The sequence below is a fragment of the Pseudomonas sp. GW823-FHT03E05 genome (assembly GCF_058796855.1).
This window is the reverse complement of record NZ_JBXAJB010000003.1, coordinates 156,896-172,546: the sequence shown is the minus strand read 5'-3', so window position 1 is coordinate 172,546 and position 15,651 is coordinate 156,896. Positions and strand designations below refer to the sequence as shown.

The following is a 15,651-nucleotide window of genomic DNA, read 5'->3' as shown; positions in this document are numbered from 1 at the left end:
GAAAAACAGCCCGGGCGGGCGAGCCCGCCCGGCGTAAGCGCACTACTTAATTTGAAGCTTGTGCAAGCTTGGCTTTCACGGCCTCCAGGCCAGGTTTACCGTCAATGGTGGTCACGCCGGCGAGCCAGGTATCGAGCACCTGAGGGTTCTGCTTCAGCCAGGCCTTGGCGGCCGCCTCAGGCTTCATCTTGTCGTCCAGCACGTTGCCCATCAGGGTGCTTTCCATGTTCAGGGTGAACGACAGGTTCTTCAGCAACTGGCCGACGTTGCTGCACTCTTCGGCATAGCCCTTGCGGGTGTTGGTGTAGATGGTGGCCTGGCCGAAGTTGGGGCCGAAGAACTCGTCGCCGCCGGTCAGGTACTTCATCTTGAAACGGGTGTTCATCGGGTGCGGTTCCCAGCCCAGGAACACCACCGCGGTGTCACGGCGCTGTGCGCGCTCGACCTGGGACAGCATGCCTGCCTCGCTGGATTCCACCACCTTGAAGCCGGCGTCCTTCAGGCCGAAGGCATTCTTGTCGATCATGGTCTGGATGGTGCGGTTGCCGTCGTTGCCCGGCTCGATGCCGTAGATCTTGCCGTCCAGTTCCTTCTTGAACTTGACGATGTCGGCGAAGTCCTTCAGGCCCTTGTCGTACAGCGACTCGGGCACCGCCAGTGTGTACTTGGCGTTTTCCAGGTTGGCCCGCAGGGTGGCCACGGTCCCGGCGTCGCGGTAGGGCTTGATGTCGTTTTCCATGGTCGGCATCCAGTTGCCGAGGAACACGTCCATGTTCTTGCCGTCGGCCAGGGACTTGTAGGTCACGGGCACGGAAATCATGGTGGTCTTGGTCTTGTAGCCCAGGGCGTTGAGCACGACGCTGGTGGTGGCGGTGGTCACGGTGATATCGGTCCAGCCGACATCGGAGAAGTTTACGGTGCTGCATTGTGCCGGTTCTGCGGCTTGTGCCAGAAGCGGCAGACTCAGCATGGCGGCCAACAACAACGACGGGGAACCTTTCATAGGGGGGACTCCTGGATGTTTTTTTGGCGGCGTTTGGACCGCGCTTATAAGTGTGGCGGTTGGTGTGTCGGGAACAGCTCTACCACCGTGCCTTGCAATCGAGTCGAGACTGATCATGTACCAGTGAAAATCTGTCGCCTACAGGGTGCGTCGTATCCAGTACAGGGAGGGTCGCATCCAGTGTCGGTGAGGTCGCTTACAGTGTTTTCGAGCGATTTTTCCTACAACTGAGCCGCAAAAAACGCCCAAAACCCCTGCGTTGCGCCTGGCGGCGTTAGTGGGCATGAGTGAGTCGGTGTCAGACGTCGTGGGCCTTGGCAAAAGCCTGATGATGCGCCCTTCTCGGCGGATTGCAGCTTGAGCGTAGCAGCTCCGTCAGAGGGCGTTTCCGGCGCCCGGACAGTGCTCAACCAGGAGTTACGCAGCAATGGCTATCAGTGTTTTCGACCTGTTCAAGATCGGCATCGGCCCCTCCAGTTCCCACACGGTCGGGCCCATGCGCGCAGCGGCTTTGTTCGTCCAGGTATTAAAGGAAAGGCAACTGCTGGAGCAGGTACGCCGGGTCGAGGTGCAGCTCTTCGGTTCGCTGTCCGCCACCGGCATCGGCCATGGCAGCGATAACGCGGTGATCATGGGCCTGATGGGGGAGTGGCCGGACGCGATCGACCCGTCGCTGATCGGCACGCGCATCGAGCTGCTGCGGGAAACCGACACCCTGTTGCTGGACGGGCGGCTGCCAGTGCCTTTCATCTGGGCCCGGGACATGCAGCTGGTGGACCGCAACCTGCCGTTCCACCCCAACGCCATGACCCTGGTGGCCGCGGGCGAAGAGGGTGAGCTGCACCGCGATACCTACTATTCGGTGGGTGGCGGTTTTGTCGTCGACCAGGCCCAGGCCGACAGCGGTGTGGCGGACCTGGACCGCAGCGAGCTGCCTTACGATTTTTCCAGTGCGGTGGAACTGCTGGGCCTGTGCCAGAAGCACAACCTGCGGGTCGCCGAACTGATGCTGGCCAACGAGAAGGTCTGGCGTTCGGAAGAGGAAATTCGCAGCGGCCTGATGGCGCTCTGGCGTGCCATGCAGGACTGCGTGGAACAGGGGCTCAAGCACGAGGGCATCCTGCCTGGCGGGCTCAATGTGCGTCGCCGCGCGGCCAAGTTGCACCGTAGCCTGCAGGAACTGAACAAGCCCAATGTGATCGGCTCCACCCTCAGCGCCATGGAGTGGGTCAACCTGTTTGCCCTGGCGGTGAACGAAGAGAACGCCGCCGGCGGACGCATGGTCACCGCCCCCACCAACGGCGCGGCGGGGATCATTCCGGCGGTGCTGCATTACTTCATGAAGTTCAGCGAAGACGTCACCGACGCCAACGTGGTGGATTTCTTTCTCGGCGCGGCGGCCATCGGCATCCTGTGCAAGAAGAACGCCTCCATCTCCGGTGCCGAAGTCGGCTGCCAGGGTGAGGTGGGTTCGGCCTGCGCCATGGCGGCGGCCGGGCTGGCGGAAATTCTCGGGGCGACCCCGGAGCAGTTGTGCAACGCCGCGGAGATCGGCCTGGAGCACAACCTCGGCCTGACCTGTGATCCGGTGGGCGGGCTGGTGCAGGTGCCGTGCATCGAGCGCAACGCGATTGCCGCGGTGAAGGCGATCAATGCCGCGCAAATGGCCTTGCGCGGCGATGGCCAGCATTTCATTTCCCTGGACCGGGTGATTCGCACCATGCGTGATACCGGCGCCGACATGCACGACAAATACAAGGAAACCTCCCGTGGCGGCCTGGCGGTCAGCGCCGTGGAGTGCTGATTGCCGGCGCGCACAAATCGCTCACATGCCCAGGGGCGCGCCACCTTTTAGCGCGTCGTGAATAGACAAGTCGCCAACCGGGCCGGGCAGCCCCCGTGCCCGTGGCCCGGTTGTGCTTTGAGTGACACTCGCCCGCCCCTGTGCGAAGTGCCTGCCGCGCAAGTGCTACCTAACTGCTCACAGCTCTCTGAGCCTGGCCATCGCACGCCGACGGCGGCGCTTCTTATCCGCACATTGACAAGGGCTATGTAGACACGTCGCGACGTCGTTTTCAGGAGTTATTGAATGCCCATTCAACTTTAGGCATGGCAATTGCTCTGTGAATATCAAGCCCGTCTCCCTTGAGGAACAGGGCACATAAAAAGAGCCTCCGCCTGAGGCCATCACCCGCTTTGTGTGAGGAGATATCGCGATGACGTCGTTCAACTCCGGGGCCCAACCCCAGAACCGTGCGCCTCAATCCATCGGCTTTCTGCTGCTGGACAATTTCACGCTGATTTCCCTGGCCTCCGCAGTCGAACCCCTGCGCATGGCCAACCAACTGTCCGGTCGCGAGCTGTATCGCTGGACCACCCTCAGCGTCGATGGTGGCCAGGTCTGGGCCAGTGACGGTCTGCAGATCACCCCCGATGCCGCGATGCACAAAGCTCCCAGCCTCGATACCGTGATTGTCTGCGGTGGTATCGGCATCCAGCGCACCGTCACCCGCGAACATGTGTCCTGGCTGCAGAGCCAGGCCCGCCAGTCGCGCCGTCTGGGCGCGGTGTGTACCGGCAGCTGGGCCCTGGCCTGCGCCGGCCTGCTGGACGGCTTCGATTGCAGCGTGCACTGGGAATGCCTGGCGTCGATGCAGGAAGCCTTTCCCCGGGTGGCCATGAGCACCCGCCTGTTCACCCTCGACCGCAACCGCTTCACCAGCTCCGGCGGCACCGCGCCGCTGGACATGATGCTGCACCTGATCAGCCGCGATCATGGCCGCGAGCTGTCGGCGGCGATCTCGGAAATGTTCGTCTACGAGCGCATCCGCAACGAGCAGGATCACCAGCGCGTACCCCTCAAGCACATGCTGGGCACCAACCAGCCCAAGCTGCAGGAAATCGTCGCCCTGATGGAAGCCAACCTCGAAGAGCCGATCGACCTCGACGAACTGGCGGTGTACGTCGCCGTGTCCCGGCGACAGCTGGAGCGGCTGTTCCAGAAGTACCTGCATTGCTCGCCGTCGCGCTACTACCTCAAGCTGCGGCTGATCCGCGCTCGGCAACTGCTCAAGCAGACTCCCATGTCGATCATCGAAGTGGCGTCGGTCTGTGGTTTTGTCTCCACGCCGCACTTCTCCAAGTGCTACCGCGAGTACTTCGGCATTCCACCGCGTGACGAGCGCATCGGTTCCAACACCACCCAGCAGGTGGCGATGATGCCGCTGCCGCAAGCCATGGTTTTGGCGCCGCTGTCCGGGCCATTGTCGGCCCTGAGCCAGGCACGCAACGAATCGACCTTCGCCAGCGTGCGCCTGTAGTCACAGGCGTTTCTTGAAATACACCACGCGCTCGGTTTCCTCGAAACCCAGCGCGTGGTGCAGATCCTGGCTGGCCAGGTTGTCGAGGCTGGTGTCCGAGGCCATTTCCACGCATCCCTGTTGTTGCCCCCAATAGGCGACCTGCTCGATCAGGCGCTGGGCAATGCCCTGGCGACGATGCCCGGGGGCCACATAGATGCCTTCAAGAAAGACCACGGGGGAGCTGTCGGTGCCGTTGACGTAGTCGTGGCGCAATGCAGCCTCGGCCAGGCCCACGGCCTCACCGTTCTCGGTGCAGGCCAGCCAGCAGCCGTAGCGCTGGGGCTCGGCCAGAATCTGCTGGATTTCGGCCTGGTGTTCATCCTGCGGGCAATCGGGCCACAGGCCCTGGCGCAATTGCAGCCACCCGCCAGCGTTGGCGGATGAACCAGGTTCAATGGGGGTCATGAGCGGGCCTGTGGTTTGTGGAGGAAACCCACTTTAGCAACCCGCCCGGGCCCCGGGGGCGTTCACGCGCGTTTTTGCTGCTGGTACTCGGCCAGGGCCGGCAGTAGTTGGCGGTCGATGGCCTGGCGTACGGCAGGCAGGATGGTCGCATTGCCGGTGAGCATCTGCTCGACCATGCCCTTGAGCGCCTTGGCCCGTGCATCGCTCAAGCCCCTTACCGCACATTCGCAGGCCTGCTCGGCGCTGGCGCCTGCGGGCATTTCGAAACCCAGGGCCCGGAGTTGTCCCAGCAGGTCGTCCTGGTCAATCAGATCCGCGTGCATCATGACTCTTATCCTTGTTCAGGGAGCGTGGTCGTGAGCCGATTCTGGTAGGGCGTCCGGGTGGCGGCAAGGGCAGATTGTCGCGATGGCCCGTTTACCTATGAACAGGTCGTTTTCGGCTAAGTCGATGGCCATGGCCGGTTGCCACAGCGTTGGGAAAAGGCGGCGCAATCAAGTCTTGCGGCGCTTGCTTGTGAGGCCTCGGGCTTGCCTGAAGGGTGGGGTAATGAGCGCTCCTGCCGCGCAAAGACACTCTGTGCCAGCGCTGGGTGTTCGGTAGGATGGCCGCCAAGTGGCAAACCATGGAGCTGGAGTGGATGAAAGTGATGTTCAGAATGGGGTTCGCCTGTTTGTTGTTGATGGTTTCCGGCGCCGTTCTGGCCGCTCCCGAGTGCGACGATTTTCTGAAGGCCATGACCGATCCACCGAAGTCCCTGGAGTTTTTCCGTTGTGAGTCGAGGCCCCAGGATCAGGGCGCACCGCTGACTGCCAGTTACCGGGTCAAAGGTAAGGACGCCCATGAGGTAGAGCGCTATCTGCAGCGGGAGTTGGGGGGGCAGGAGGGGCTCAGGTTTGTCTGCTGCGGCTGGGAAACGAAGGGTTTCATTTCCTATAGGGATAAAAAGACCGGGCGTAATTACCAGATTGGCATGGGCTCTGAAGAGACGCCCTACAACCGGCGCCAGGATTGGCACAAGATCGGCTATTTCTATGTGACGGTGGTGCTGTATACCGAGGACATCTGAAGGCGTGGCAGTGGCCCTATTACCTATGAGCAGGTCGCTCTCGGCTAACTCGCGGGAAGGCAGAGTGGGCAGACTGAAACCAGCTCGCGTCGTGTCGGTTTGGTCACCTTCTCACCGCAGCTCCTCAGAAGTAGTCCCTGCCTCGATCCTGTCACGGCTTGATCGGGGCTTTTTTTTTGCCTGTGGAAAGCTCTCCGGCAAGTTTCGCCGGCAAGCCGGCTCCTACAGGGGAGCCGGGGGCGGGAGGGGTGAGGATCAGCGCTGCAGCACCAGAATTCTGGAGAGCAGTTCGTCGCGGTCGATGTAGCAGCCCTGGAAGTGCCGGGCGCCGCTGGCCGGGTCGAAGGCGTTGCGTGCGTGCAGGGTGCGGCGGTTGTCGAAGCACCAGAGCTGGCCCGGGTCCAGGCGGCGAATGACCCGGAACCGGGCTTCGCGGGTCAGGGCGATAAAGCGCCGGTAGGCGCGGTACAGCCGGGGCATCTGTTCTTCCGTGGTGTCGAAGGGGCCACGCAGGAAATTGGCCATGCGGATTTCCGCGACCTGGCCCCGGGCATCCAGGGCGATGACCGGCGCCAGGCAGCGGTAGTCGCTGTGGCGGTCCTTGTTGCGAAACTCCACGGGAATTTCGCACAGGGCGCGGAACGCTTCGGGGTCTTCCCGGCGCAAGGCGTCGGCAATGGCGAAGCCGTCGACGAAAATGCTTTCGCCGCCTACCGCGTCATTCACCAGGCAATGCAGGAATTGCAGCCCCGGTTGCAGCTCGCGGGTCGGCAGGTCGCTGTGCAGCGGCAGATTGAAGGCGGTGTAGGCGTTGCTGTCGGCATCGGCCTTGGACTGCACGTTGAACAGCACGCCGAAATTGCTTTCGCGGATAAACGAAATACGCCGCGCAATCAGGGCCAGCGAGCCGGGTTCGGTGGGCGCGCCACGGACCTGGGTCAGGCCGGTATCGCGCAGGGCCAGCAGCCATTGCAGGAGCACCTGGGGGTCCTCCATCAGCGCCTGGTACTGGAACACGGGCAGTTGCAGGCTGGCGTCCCACAGCGAGTGCCGGGCCTTGGCGGCCTGCCGTTCTTCGCGCGACTGTCGATCATAGGCATGGGCCCGCAGCCAGCCGGGGTCGAAGCGGCTGCGGTGGCCGTCCGCCCAGTCGAGGTTCAGGCAGCCGTCGGCATCAATGCGTGCGGCGTTGCACTCGAGGTCTTCGGCAACATCGACGATTTCCAGCACCTGTTCGCGGGTCACGCTGTAGACGCATTGCGGGCAAGGGCAGTTGTCCCGCAGCCATTGATGGTGAAAAGGGCTGAGACGGCCGTCGGCCCAGTGCACCTGGAGCCGGTCCGGCAGGACCTGGACAGTGGCCAGTGCGCTGATCAACGGGTAACTGCGGTAGTCGGCAAGGGCGGCGGTGTTCACGGCGATCTCCTTTTCTTCTGAGGGCTATTTTGCCGCGGGCAGGGCGATCACCCGGCCGAGGCAGGCCGGGCGCGGCAGGTCCGCCTGCTCGGCGGCCAGGGTTTGCAGGCGTTGCAGCACCGGCTCGCTGAACGGCGCCGAACGCGGCCCGGCCAGGTCGACGTGGAGCAGCATTTGCTCGTTGCCTGCCAGCTCCCGGGGATCATCGAGTCTGTGCAGGCTGTGGTAGAGGTGCAGGCGCTTGCGATCGTGGCCGATGACCTGGGTGCGCACTTCGACCTCGGTGTCGAGCTTCACCTCATGCAGGTAGTTCAGGTGCAGTTCCAGGGTGAACAGCGAGTGGCCGCTGGCTTCGCGGTTGTCGCTGTCGAGCCCCAGGCGATCCATCAGGGCGTCAGTGGCATAGCTGAAGATCAGCAGGTAGAAGGCATCGCGCAGATGGCCGTTGTAATCGACCCAGTCGCTGATGATGCGGGTGCTGTAGGTGGTCAGGGCAGGCATAAGGTCACCGGATAACGGTAGGAGCCGGCTTGCCGGCGAAGGTGTCCGTTGGGTTTGCGCCTGGCTTGGCGGCCCGTTCGCCGGCAAGCCAGTTCCTACGGGGTTGGGTTAGTCGTGAAAGTGCATGCCGTGTTTGGCCTTGGTGGTTTTCACCGCCTCCAGCACCGCCAGCAGGCAGTCATCACGATAGCGCTCCAGGGCCGCAATGCTGTGGGTGCCCAGTTGCTCGGCGGTGCCTTCGACCACGTCGTCGATCAGCTTGTCGGTCAGCTCCGGGGCCGGCAGGTAGGTCCAGGGCAGTTGCAGCGCCGGGCCGAACTGGGCCATGAAGTGGCGCATGCCGGCGTCGCCGCCCGCCAGGGTGTAGGTGAGGAAGGTGCCCATGAACGACCAGCGCAGGCCGGCGCCAAAGCGGATCGCATCGTCGATTTCCCCGGTGGTCGCCACGCCGTCGTTGACCAGGTGCAGGGCCTCGCGCCACAGCGCTTCGAGAAGACGGTCGGCGATGAACCCGGGTACTTCCTTGCGCACGTGAAGGGCGCGCATCCCCAGGGATTCATAGACCTTGATCGCGGCCTGGACCGCTTCGGGCGCGGTGCGCTTGCCGCCCACCACCTCCACCAGTGGCAGCAGGTACACCGGGTTGAACGGGTGGCCCACCACGCAGCGTTCCGGGTGGGTCGAGCCCTCGTAGAATTCGCTGGGCAAAAGGCCCGAGGTGCTGGAGCCGATCAGCGCCTCAGGCTTGGCCGCGGCGCTGATTCTGCTGTGCAGTTCCAGCTTGAGCTCCAGGCGTTCGGGAGCGCTTTCCTGGATGAAGTCGGCATCCTTCACGCACTCCTCGATGGTGTCGACGAAGCGCAGGCGCTGTTGTGATGCTCCGGGGGCCAGCCCTTGTTTTTCCAGCGCGCCCCAGGCGTTGGCGACGCGCTTGCGCAGGGCCGCTTCGGCGCCGGGCGCCGGGTCCCAGGCCACTACGTCGAGGCCGTGGGCCAGGGCTCGGGCCACCCAGCCGCTGCCGATCACGCCGCTGCCCAGGGCGGCGAAAGTTTTGATATCGGTAATAAAAGTCATCGCGTCTTCCTGGATAAAGAGTTCGTAGGAGCTGGCTTGCCAGCGAAGCTATTGGCGGCCTTGCGGGCCCCTTCGCCGGCACGCCGGCTGCTACGAGCTCGGATGTGACGGCCTCTTCGCGAGCAAGCTCGCTCCTACGGGGGGAGAGGTGGATTGGGGTCAGCCGCGTTGCTTCAGGCCCATTTTCTGCCGACCTTCGGCCGGGGTCAGGACCCGGGCGCCGAGGCGGCTGAGGATTTCCGTGGCCCGTTCCACCAGTTGGCCGTTGGTGGCGAGCACGCCGCGATCCAGCCACAGGTTGTCTTCCAGGCCGACCCGCACGTTGCCCCCCAGCAGCACCGCTTGCGCAGCCATGGGCATCTGCATGCGGCCAATCCCGAAGCCGGCCCAGACTGCGTCCGCCGGCAGGTTGTCGACCATGGCCTTCATGGTGGTGGTGTCCGCCGGGGCGCCCCAGGGAATGCCCAGGCACAGCTGGAACAGCGGGTTGTCCAGCAGGCCTTCCTTGATCATCTGCTTGGCGAACCACAGGTGCCCGGTGTCGAAGATTTCCAGCTCGGCCTTCACTCCCAGCTCCTGGATACGCTTGGCGCCGGCCCGCAGTTGGGCCGGGGTGGAGACGTAGATGGTGTCGCCGTCGCCGAAGTTCAGGGTGCCGCAGTCCAGGGTGCAGATCTCCGGCAGCAATTCCTCGACGTGGGCCAGGCGGGTCAAGGGGCCGACCAGGTCGGTGTTGGGGCCGAACTCCATGGGGTTCTCGCCGCCGCCGATCTCCAGGTCGCCGCCCATGCCGGCGGTGAGGTTGACGATGATGTCGATGTCGGCCTCGCGGATCCGTTCCATCACTTCGCGGTACAGCGCCACATCGCGGCTGAACTTGCCGGTGGCGGGGTCGCGCACATGGCAGTGCACCACGGTGGCGCCGGCCTTGGCGGCTTCTACGGCGGCCGCGGCGATCTGTTTCGGGGTGACCGGCACGTGCGGGCTCTTGGCGGTTGTGTCGCCAGCACCGGTGAGTGCGCAGGTGATGATGACGTCGTGGTTCATGGTGCGGTTCCTTACAGGCGTGTTTGCTGAGGGCGTGAGGTGGCCGTGCGCAGCCCAGGGCGGGCTGCGGGGCGGCAGTGGCGGTGGCTTATTTGCTGGTCAGTTGCAGGTGCTCGGCGGCCGGCTTGCCATCGAAGGTGGTGACCCCTTCCAGCCAGCGCTGCTGGTCCTGCGGGTGGTCCTTGAGCCATTGCCGCGCGGATTCCAGGGCATCCTTGTGATCCAGCAGCGGCTGCATCATGCGGCTCTCGTCTTCGGCGCTGAAGGTCAGGTTGGTCAACAGCCGGTGCACGTTCGGGCACTGCTCGGCGTAGTCAGGCGCGGTGACGGTCCACACCGTGGCCTGGCCTTCGTTGGGCCCCAGGGCGTTTTCGCTGCCGCTGAGGTAGGTCATCTTGAAGTTGACGTTCATCGGGTGCGGCGCCCAGCCGAAGAACACGATGGCCTCGTTGCGTTTCACCGCCCGGGCCACCGCCGACAACATGCCCGCCTCACTGGACTCCACCAACTGGAACTTGCCCAGGCCGAACTGGTTCTTGGCGATCATTTCCTTGATCTGGGTATTGGCTCCCGAACCCGGTTCGATGCCGTAGATCTTGCCCCCCAGTTCCTTCTGGAACCTGGCGATGTCGGCAAAGGTCTTCAGCCCCTTGTCCGCCAGGTAGGCCGGCACGGCCAGGGTGGCGCGGGCGTCCTTGAGGCTCGGTTCGGCCAGGACTTTGACCTGGTTGGCGTCGACGAAGGGGGTGATGGTCTGGGTCATCAGCGGGTTCCAGTAGCCCAGGAACAGGTCCAGGCGCTGGTCACGGATGCCGGCGAAGATGATCTGCTGGGAAGCACTGGTCTGCTTGGTCTTGTAGCCGAGGCCGTCGAGCAGGACCTGGGTCAGGGCGCTGGTGGCGATCACGTCGGTCCAGTTGACCACGCCCAGGCGCACGTTCTGGCAACTGGCGGCATCGGCGGCCAGGGCCCCGCTGCTCAGAAAAACGCTACCACTAAGCGCAAGCACACAGCTGCTGATCAGTCGTTTCATGATGCTTTCCTCGGCAGGTCGTTATTGTCGGTCCCGGCGTCTTTGTGCGCAGGTGTTGCCAAGGTACGCAGGCGCCGCCGGTGGCAAGCGCACAGCGGCGACCGACTCTTGCACTGCAGCGACCTGCCCCCTTGTGGCATGGGGGCATTTGGCGTATCACAAGGCCCACGCTGGCCGTCACCGGAGTGCGTTGCATGTCCCAGGACTTCTATTTCCTGCTGATGCCGGGGTTTTCCGCCATCGGTTTCATCTCGGCCATCGAGCCGCTACGGGTGGCCAACCGCTTTCGTGGCGAGCTGTACCGCTGGCATGTGCTGAGCGCCGACGGCGGCGCGGTGCTGGCCAGCAATGGCATGTCGGTGAATGTCGATGCGGCCCTGGAGCCGCTGAAGAAAGGCGCAACCTTGTGGGTGGTGGCCGGTTTCGAGCCGTTGAAGTTTCTCACCCCGGCCCTGGAGCACTGGTTGCGGCGGCTGGAGGTGGAGGGCGTGACCCTGGGCGGGATCGACACCGGTAGCGTGATCCTCGCCGAGAGCGGTTTGCTGGAGGGGCACCGGGTGACTTTGCACTGGGAGGCCATCGAGGCCTTCAAGGAGTCCTACCCGCAACTGAGCGTGACCCAGGAGCTGTTCGAGATCGATCGACGGCGCATCACCTGTGCCGGCGGCACGGCGTCCATCGACATGATGCTCGACCTGATCGCCCAGGCCCACGGCCCGCAACTGGCGGTCCAGGTCAGCGAGCAGTTCGTGCTGGGGCGCATCCGCCCGCGCAAGGATCACCAGCGCATGGAAGTCGCCAGCCGCTACGGCATCAGCAACAAGAAGCTGGTGCAGGTGATCGGCGAAATGGAACAGCACAGTGAACCGCCCCTGAGCACCCTGGCCCTGGCCGAGTCGATCAAGGTCACCCGGCGCCAGCTGGAGCGCCTGTTCCGCCTGCACCTCAACGACACCCCGAGCAATTTCTACCTGGGCCTGCGCCTGGAGAAAGCCCGCAAACTGCTGCGCCAGACCGACATGAGCGTGCTGGAGGTGAGCATTGCCTGTGGGTTTGAATCGCCGTCCTACTTCACCCGCAGTTACCGCGCGCGTTTCGTGCGGTGCCCGCGGGAAGACCGGCGCCCGTCGGGCGGCGGCCGCGAGCTGGCTTGACTCGGGCTCGGTAGCGCCGGCCAGCCGGCTCCTACGGTTACTTTTTCAGCAGGGCGGCGCAGGCGGCTTTGTAGGCTTCGTGCTGGTATTTGTTGAGGCTCGCGGCCAGAGCGAAGCCGTGCTTCTTGTACTGGGCGTTGATGGTCTGGGGCGACAGCAGGGTCACCTCGCAATTCTCCAGCAACTGAAACACGCCTTCGATCTTGAAGGTGGTGGGGCCGCCGGCGAACTCGCCTTTCTTGCTGCGCTTCTTGATGGCGATGCGGGTGATCCCGTGTTCGCGCACGAAGGCCCCGACCTGGCTGGCGAAGGCCTTGACGTTGGCGGCCTCGTCATCGTCTTCCAGGGCGATTTTCTTGGTGGCCAGCGGCTGGTGTTGCACCGCGCCGTCTTGCAGGGTGGCGAGGGCGAAGATGGCTTCGCTGCCTTTGATCTCGATACCGCAGATGCTCATGGGGAACCCTTTCAATCAGTGAGTGAGGCGCAGCTTACAGCTCCAGCTGGTCGGCGCGTATGCCGAAGGCGGCGGCGATCTTTTCCCGGGTGGCCCGGCGCGGCCGGGCGACGCTTTCCTGCTGGGCAAAGGCCGGCTGGGAGATCCCCAGGCGCCTGGCGACTTCGTCCTGGGTGAGGTGCAGGTGCTCGCGCCAGGCGCGGATCGGCGTGGCGCCGTCGACCATGCGGCTGACCACGTCATGGGGTATCAGATCGGCTTCCTTGTACTGCGCCATGTACTGCGCGTAGGGAATCACCACGAATGCCGGGCTGCCGTCCGGGCCGTGGATGATCTGGATGTCAGTAGGTACGTTCATCACGTTTCTTGACCTCTTGAACACTGACGATGTGTATGGCTCCGTCCCAGTCGAACAGGACCCGGTACTGCCCGACCCGAAGACGATAGGCATAAGTGTGGCCGGACAGGGCTTTGACGTTGCCACTGGCGGGCATGTCGGCCAGCAGGGCAATCGCATCGCGAACCTGGACCTGATGCTCGTGGTGCAGTCGCATCAACTGCTTGACCGCTTTTCTACTCCAGAGGATCTCGTTCATGGCGGACTATATAAGTCTTTTATAAGGAATGCGAATCCTTGCTTATATTTCCTGCCCGGCCAAGTGCAGAACCTTGTCCCTTTGTTGCCCGCGCCAGCATTACCAGGTCGTGGACTGCCCGCGCCGGTCCACCTCGTACACCTTCTGGCGCAGCAGCCGCTCCTTGAGCCAGCGCTCGGCCTTGCCCATCACCCGTTGTCGGGCCCAGAGCAGGTCGACGCCGATCAGCCAGTCGGTATGGGGGTAGGCCCCCAGTTGCAGTTCCACCAGCTCGCCCTTGGCCAGTTCACGCTGGATCAGTTGCCGCGGCAGGGTGGCCCAGCCCAGGCCGGCGCGGACCATTTCCAGCAGCGCCAGGTAGTTTTCCGCCTGCCACAGCTGGGTGGAGCGCAGGTATTCGCTGCTGGGCAGCTTGTTGGCGTGGGCGCTGAAGGCCAGGCGCCGGTGCACATGCAGGTCGTCGAAGGTCACGCTGTCGAGCTGCGCCAGCGGGTGGTCCGGGTGGCAGACGTGCAACATGATCAGCTTGCCCAATTGCTGGAACTCCAGCTCCTGGGGGTAGCCCGGTTGCGAGAAGGCGATGCCCAGCACCGCCTCACCCCGGGCCACCAGCTCGCTGGCGTCCCCGGACAGCGGGTGGCGGATCAGCAGGTCGACATAGGGAAAGGCCTGTTCGAACTCCCGCAGGGCCGGCATCAGCGGGCCATAGGGGGTTTCGATGACGATCGACAGGTGTGGCTCCACCACCTGCGACAGGCAGTCGGCGTTGGCCTGCAGGGTCAGGCAGCGCTCCAGCACCGCCTCGGCCTGCAGCAGCATCTTCTGCCCGGTGGCCGTCAGCACCGGGCTGCGAGCGCTGCGGTCGAACAGCTCGACCCCCAGATCCGCCTCCAGGTTGCCGATGGCCACGCTGACCGTGGACTGGGTCTTGCCCAGCTTGCGTGCGGCGGCCGAGAACGAGCCGCTTTGCGCGGCCTGTACGAACATCTGCAGTTGATCCAGCGAAAAGCGCATCGCGGCTCCCGGCCCTGGAAGAGGGCTGTCTGATCCATCGTTAAAAACGATGGCTGCTCATTTGTTTCATCGTATTCAAGCACAGATCATGGCCCCGACGTCCGTACTTCCTGCCGGCGGCGCTTGCCCCGGATGCCTGCCAAAACAAAAGCAAAAGCTGCACCTTCAGGAGACCTGCGACATGACAATTTCCCGCGTGCATCCCGTGGACGAGGTCCTGCCCGTCCGCCAGCTGTTCACCTTCGGCCTGCAGCATGTGCTGGTGATGTATGCCGGTGCGGTGGCGGTGCCGTTGATTCTAGGCAATGCCCTGGGCCTGACCCCGGCGCAGGTGGTGCTATTGATCAACGCCAACCTGCTGACCTCGGGCATCGCCACCCTGGTCCAGACCCTGGGGTTCTGGCGTTTTGGCGCGCGGCTGCCGTTGATCCAGGGCTGTTCGTTCATCGCCCTGGCACCGATGATCATGATCGGCAAGCAGTTCGGCCTGACCGAGGTGTTCGGCGCGGTGATCGCCGCAGGCGTCATCACCATTGCCCTGGCGCCGCTGTTCAGCCGTTTGCTGCGGTTTTTCCCGCCCGTAGTGATCGGCAGCCTGATCACCATCATCGGCATTTCCCTGATGCCGGCAGCGGCGATCTGGCTCGGCGGCGGCAACCCCGCGGCGGACGATTTCGGCGCGCCGGCCAACCTGCTGCTGGGGCTGGCCACGGTAGCGGTGACGCTGGTGATCTACGGCAAGTTCTCGGGCTTTATCGGCAACCTCAGCGTGCTCATCGGCTTGCTGGTGGGCAGCTTGATCGCCGCGGCGTTCGGCATGACCGACTTTGCCCAGGTGAGCCAGGCGGCCTGGTTCGAACTGAGCCGGCCCATGGCGTTTGGGGCTCCACAGTTTTCCCTGGTGCCGATCCTGATCATGACCCTGGCGATGCTGGTGATCATGGCCGAGACCACCGGCAACTGCCTGGCCATCGGCAAGCTCACCGGCAAGCCGACCACCCAGCGCACCCTGGGCGATGCGTTCCGCGCCGATGGCCTGTCGACCCTGCTCGGCGGCCTGTTCAACAGCTTTCCCTACAACGCCTTTACCCAGAACACCGGGCTGATCGCGCTGTCCAGGGTCAAGAGCCGCTTCGTGGTGGCTGCGGCCGGGGCAATCATGGTGCTCATGGGGCTGTTTCCCAAGCTGGGTGCCCTGGTGGCCGCGGTGCCGACCCCGGTGCTTGGCGGTTGCGCCATCGTGATGTTCGGCATGACTACAGTGGCCGGCATCCAGGAACTGTCGCGGGTGCCGTTCGAAGGTACGCGCAACGCCATCGTGGTGGCGGTGTCGGTCAGCGTCGGGGTGCTGCCGATGTCCTTCCCGGCGCTGTTCGCCCATCTGCACGGTCCCCTCAGGCTGGTGCTGGAAAGCGGCATCTTCCTTGGCGCCATCACCGCCATCGTTCTCAACCTGCTGCTCAACCCCCGTGAGGCCGCCACCCAGGTGCTGGCAGCCCATGTCGAGCTCAATGACTGACGTT

Annotated in this window: 17 protein-coding genes; 5 read left to right on the top strand and 12 right to left on the bottom strand. The window is 64.0% G+C overall.

Going from position 1 to position 15,651, the window contains the following annotated elements; genetic code table 11:
• Positions 1-46: 46 nt before the first annotated feature.
• Positions 47-1,003 carry a choline ABC transporter substrate-binding protein gene (locus AC1RCO_RS13750; protein WP_011063937.1) on the bottom strand — a complete coding sequence of 319 codons (957 nt, stop codon included), beginning with the start codon at positions 1,001-1,003 and terminating at the stop codon, positions 47-49.
• Between the two features lie 427 nt (positions 1,004-1,430).
• On the opposite strand from AC1RCO_RS13750, the gene AC1RCO_RS13745 reads away from it, so the two are divergent.
• A complete protein-coding gene (locus tag AC1RCO_RS13745) occupies positions 1,431-2,807 on the top strand; it encodes an L-serine ammonia-lyase (RefSeq protein ID WP_011063936.1) in 1,377 nt (458 codons plus the stop codon).
• 412 nt (positions 2,808-3,219) lie between these two features.
• Positions 3,220-4,323, top strand: coding sequence for a choline metabolism transcriptional regulator GbdR (gene gbdR, locus AC1RCO_RS13740; protein ID WP_011063935.1), 1,104 nt, complete (start codon positions 3,220-3,222; stop codon positions 4,321-4,323).
• Here gbdR and aac(6') read toward each other — a convergent pair whose 3' ends face one another.
• On the bottom strand, positions 4,324-4,770 hold the full coding sequence (aac(6'), locus tag AC1RCO_RS13735; protein WP_019095262.1) for an aminoglycoside 6'-N-acetyltransferase: 447 nt from the start codon (positions 4,768-4,770) through the stop codon (positions 4,324-4,326). It lies immediately after the preceding gene.
• A 62-nt stretch (positions 4,771-4,832) separates the two neighbouring features.
• Positions 4,833-5,096, bottom strand: coding sequence for a hypothetical protein (locus AC1RCO_RS13730; RefSeq protein ID WP_015637320.1), 264 nt, complete (start codon positions 5,094-5,096; stop codon positions 4,833-4,835).
• Between the two features lie 278 nt (positions 5,097-5,374).
• Here AC1RCO_RS13730 and AC1RCO_RS13725 point away from each other — a divergent pair, with 278 nt between their 5' ends.
• Positions 5,375-5,839: a DUF4952 domain-containing protein gene (locus AC1RCO_RS13725; RefSeq protein ID WP_258611258.1), complete on the top strand. Its 465-nt coding sequence runs from the start codon at positions 5,375-5,377 to the stop codon at positions 5,837-5,839.
• 255 nt (positions 5,840-6,094) lie between these two features.
• Here the strand turns inward: AC1RCO_RS13725 and AC1RCO_RS13720 are convergent, their stop codons facing one another.
• The 5 genes from AC1RCO_RS13720 to AC1RCO_RS13700 all read right to left on the bottom strand — a co-directional run bounded on the left by AC1RCO_RS13720 (position 6,095) and on the right by AC1RCO_RS13700 (position 10,910).
• Positions 6,095-7,255: a gamma-butyrobetaine dioxygenase gene (locus tag AC1RCO_RS13720; RefSeq protein ID WP_210672158.1), complete on the bottom strand. Its 1,161-nt coding sequence runs from the start codon at positions 7,253-7,255 to the stop codon at positions 6,095-6,097.
• A gap of 24 nt (positions 7,256-7,279) precedes the next feature.
• Entirely contained in the window at positions 7,280-7,756 is a 477-nt protein-coding gene (locus AC1RCO_RS13715) for a thioesterase family protein (protein WP_103408019.1), read from the bottom strand.
• Positions 7,757-7,864: 108 nt separating this feature from the next.
• Positions 7,865-8,830, bottom strand: coding sequence for an L-carnitine dehydrogenase (locus AC1RCO_RS13710; RefSeq protein ID WP_019095258.1), 966 nt, complete (start codon positions 8,828-8,830; stop codon positions 7,865-7,867).
• 159 nt (positions 8,831-8,989) lie between these two features.
• A complete protein-coding gene (gene cdhC, locus AC1RCO_RS13705; RefSeq protein WP_019095257.1) occupies positions 8,990-9,877 on the bottom strand; it encodes a 3-dehydrocarnitine:acetyl-CoA trimethylamine transferase CdhC in 888 nt (295 codons plus the stop codon).
• A gap of 88 nt (positions 9,878-9,965) precedes the next feature.
• A complete protein-coding gene (locus tag AC1RCO_RS13700) occupies positions 9,966-10,910 on the bottom strand; it encodes a choline ABC transporter substrate-binding protein (protein ID WP_041120180.1) in 945 nt (314 codons plus the stop codon).
• 194 nt (positions 10,911-11,104) lie between these two features.
• On the opposite strand from AC1RCO_RS13700, the gene AC1RCO_RS13695 reads away from it, so the two are divergent.
• Positions 11,105-12,064, top strand: a complete 960-nt coding sequence (locus AC1RCO_RS13695; RefSeq protein WP_015637314.1) for a GlxA family transcriptional regulator — start codon at positions 11,105-11,107, stop codon at positions 12,062-12,064.
• A gap of 37 nt (positions 12,065-12,101) precedes the next feature.
• Here the strand turns inward: AC1RCO_RS13695 and AC1RCO_RS13690 are convergent, their stop codons facing one another.
• The 4 genes from AC1RCO_RS13690 to AC1RCO_RS13675 form a co-directional block, all read right to left on the bottom strand.
• The gene (locus AC1RCO_RS13690) at positions 12,102-12,518 is read right to left on the bottom strand and encodes a DUF3010 family protein (protein ID WP_011063925.1); all 417 of its coding nucleotides are present in this window, start codon (positions 12,516-12,518) and stop codon (positions 12,102-12,104) included.
• 34 nt (positions 12,519-12,552) lie between these two features.
• The gene (locus AC1RCO_RS13685; RefSeq protein WP_015637312.1) at positions 12,553-12,876 is read right to left on the bottom strand and encodes a helix-turn-helix domain-containing protein; all 324 of its coding nucleotides are present in this window, start codon (positions 12,874-12,876) and stop codon (positions 12,553-12,555) included.
• Complete coding sequence (locus tag AC1RCO_RS13680; RefSeq protein ID WP_011063923.1) at positions 12,860-13,114, bottom strand: type II toxin-antitoxin system RelE family toxin; 255 nt, start codon at positions 13,112-13,114, stop codon at positions 12,860-12,862. The genes AC1RCO_RS13685 and AC1RCO_RS13680 overlap by 17 nt, the downstream gene beginning before the upstream one ends.
• 99 nt (positions 13,115-13,213) lie before the next feature.
• A complete protein-coding gene (locus AC1RCO_RS13675) occupies positions 13,214-14,128 on the bottom strand; it encodes a LysR family transcriptional regulator (RefSeq protein WP_011063922.1) in 915 nt (304 codons plus the stop codon).
• Positions 14,129-14,309: 181 nt separating this feature from the next.
• On the opposite strand from AC1RCO_RS13675, the gene AC1RCO_RS13670 reads away from it, so the two are divergent.
• On the top strand, positions 14,310-15,647 hold the full coding sequence (locus tag AC1RCO_RS13670) for a nucleobase:cation symporter-2 family protein (protein ID WP_072451775.1): 1,338 nt from the start codon (positions 14,310-14,312) through the stop codon (positions 15,645-15,647).
• Positions 15,648-15,651: the final 4 nt, after the last annotated feature.

What these genes read in the sequence shown, in the direction of transcription:
- AC1RCO_RS13750 (WP_011063937.1), bottom strand. Translation starts at nt 1,003, where the DNA reads ATGAAAGGTTCCCCGTCGTTGTTGTTGGCCGCCATGCTGAGTCTGCCG.
- AC1RCO_RS13745 (WP_011063936.1), top strand. Translation starts at nt 1,431, where the DNA reads ATGGCTATCAGTGTTTTCGACCTGTTCAAGATCGGCATCGGCCCCTCC.
- gbdR (WP_011063935.1), top strand. Translation starts at nt 3,220, where the DNA reads ATGACGTCGTTCAACTCCGGGGCCCAACCCCAGAACCGTGCGCCTCAA.
- AC1RCO_RS13730 (WP_015637320.1), bottom strand. Translation starts at nt 5,096, where the DNA reads ATGATGCACGCGGATCTGATTGACCAGGACGACCTGCTGGGACAACTC.
- AC1RCO_RS13725 (WP_258611258.1), top strand. Translation starts at nt 5,375, where the DNA reads ATGGCCGCCAAGTGGCAAACCATGGAGCTGGAGTGGATGAAAGTGATG.
- AC1RCO_RS13715 (WP_103408019.1), bottom strand. Translation starts at nt 7,756, where the DNA reads ATGCCTGCCCTGACCACCTACAGCACCCGCATCATCAGCGACTGGGTC.
- AC1RCO_RS13710 (WP_019095258.1), bottom strand. Translation starts at nt 8,830, where the DNA reads ATGACTTTTATTACCGATATCAAAACTTTCGCCGCCCTGGGCAGCGGC.
- cdhC (WP_019095257.1), bottom strand. Translation starts at nt 9,877, where the DNA reads ATGAACCACGACGTCATCATCACCTGCGCACTCACCGGTGCTGGCGAC.
- AC1RCO_RS13700 (WP_041120180.1), bottom strand. Translation starts at nt 10,910, where the DNA reads ATGAAACGACTGATCAGCAGCTGTGTGCTTGCGCTTAGTGGTAGCGTT.
- AC1RCO_RS13695 (WP_015637314.1), top strand. Translation starts at nt 11,105, where the DNA reads ATGTCCCAGGACTTCTATTTCCTGCTGATGCCGGGGTTTTCCGCCATC.
- AC1RCO_RS13690 (WP_011063925.1), bottom strand. Translation starts at nt 12,518, where the DNA reads ATGAGCATCTGCGGTATCGAGATCAAAGGCAGCGAAGCCATCTTCGCC.
- AC1RCO_RS13685 (WP_015637312.1), bottom strand. Translation starts at nt 12,876, where the DNA reads ATGAACGTACCTACTGACATCCAGATCATCCACGGCCCGGACGGCAGC.
- AC1RCO_RS13680 (WP_011063923.1), bottom strand. Translation starts at nt 13,114, where the DNA reads ATGAACGAGATCCTCTGGAGTAGAAAAGCGGTCAAGCAGTTGATGCGA.
- AC1RCO_RS13675 (WP_011063922.1), bottom strand. Translation starts at nt 14,128, where the DNA reads ATGCGCTTTTCGCTGGATCAACTGCAGATGTTCGTACAGGCCGCGCAA.
- AC1RCO_RS13670 (WP_072451775.1), top strand. Translation starts at nt 14,310, where the DNA reads ATGACAATTTCCCGCGTGCATCCCGTGGACGAGGTCCTGCCCGTCCGC.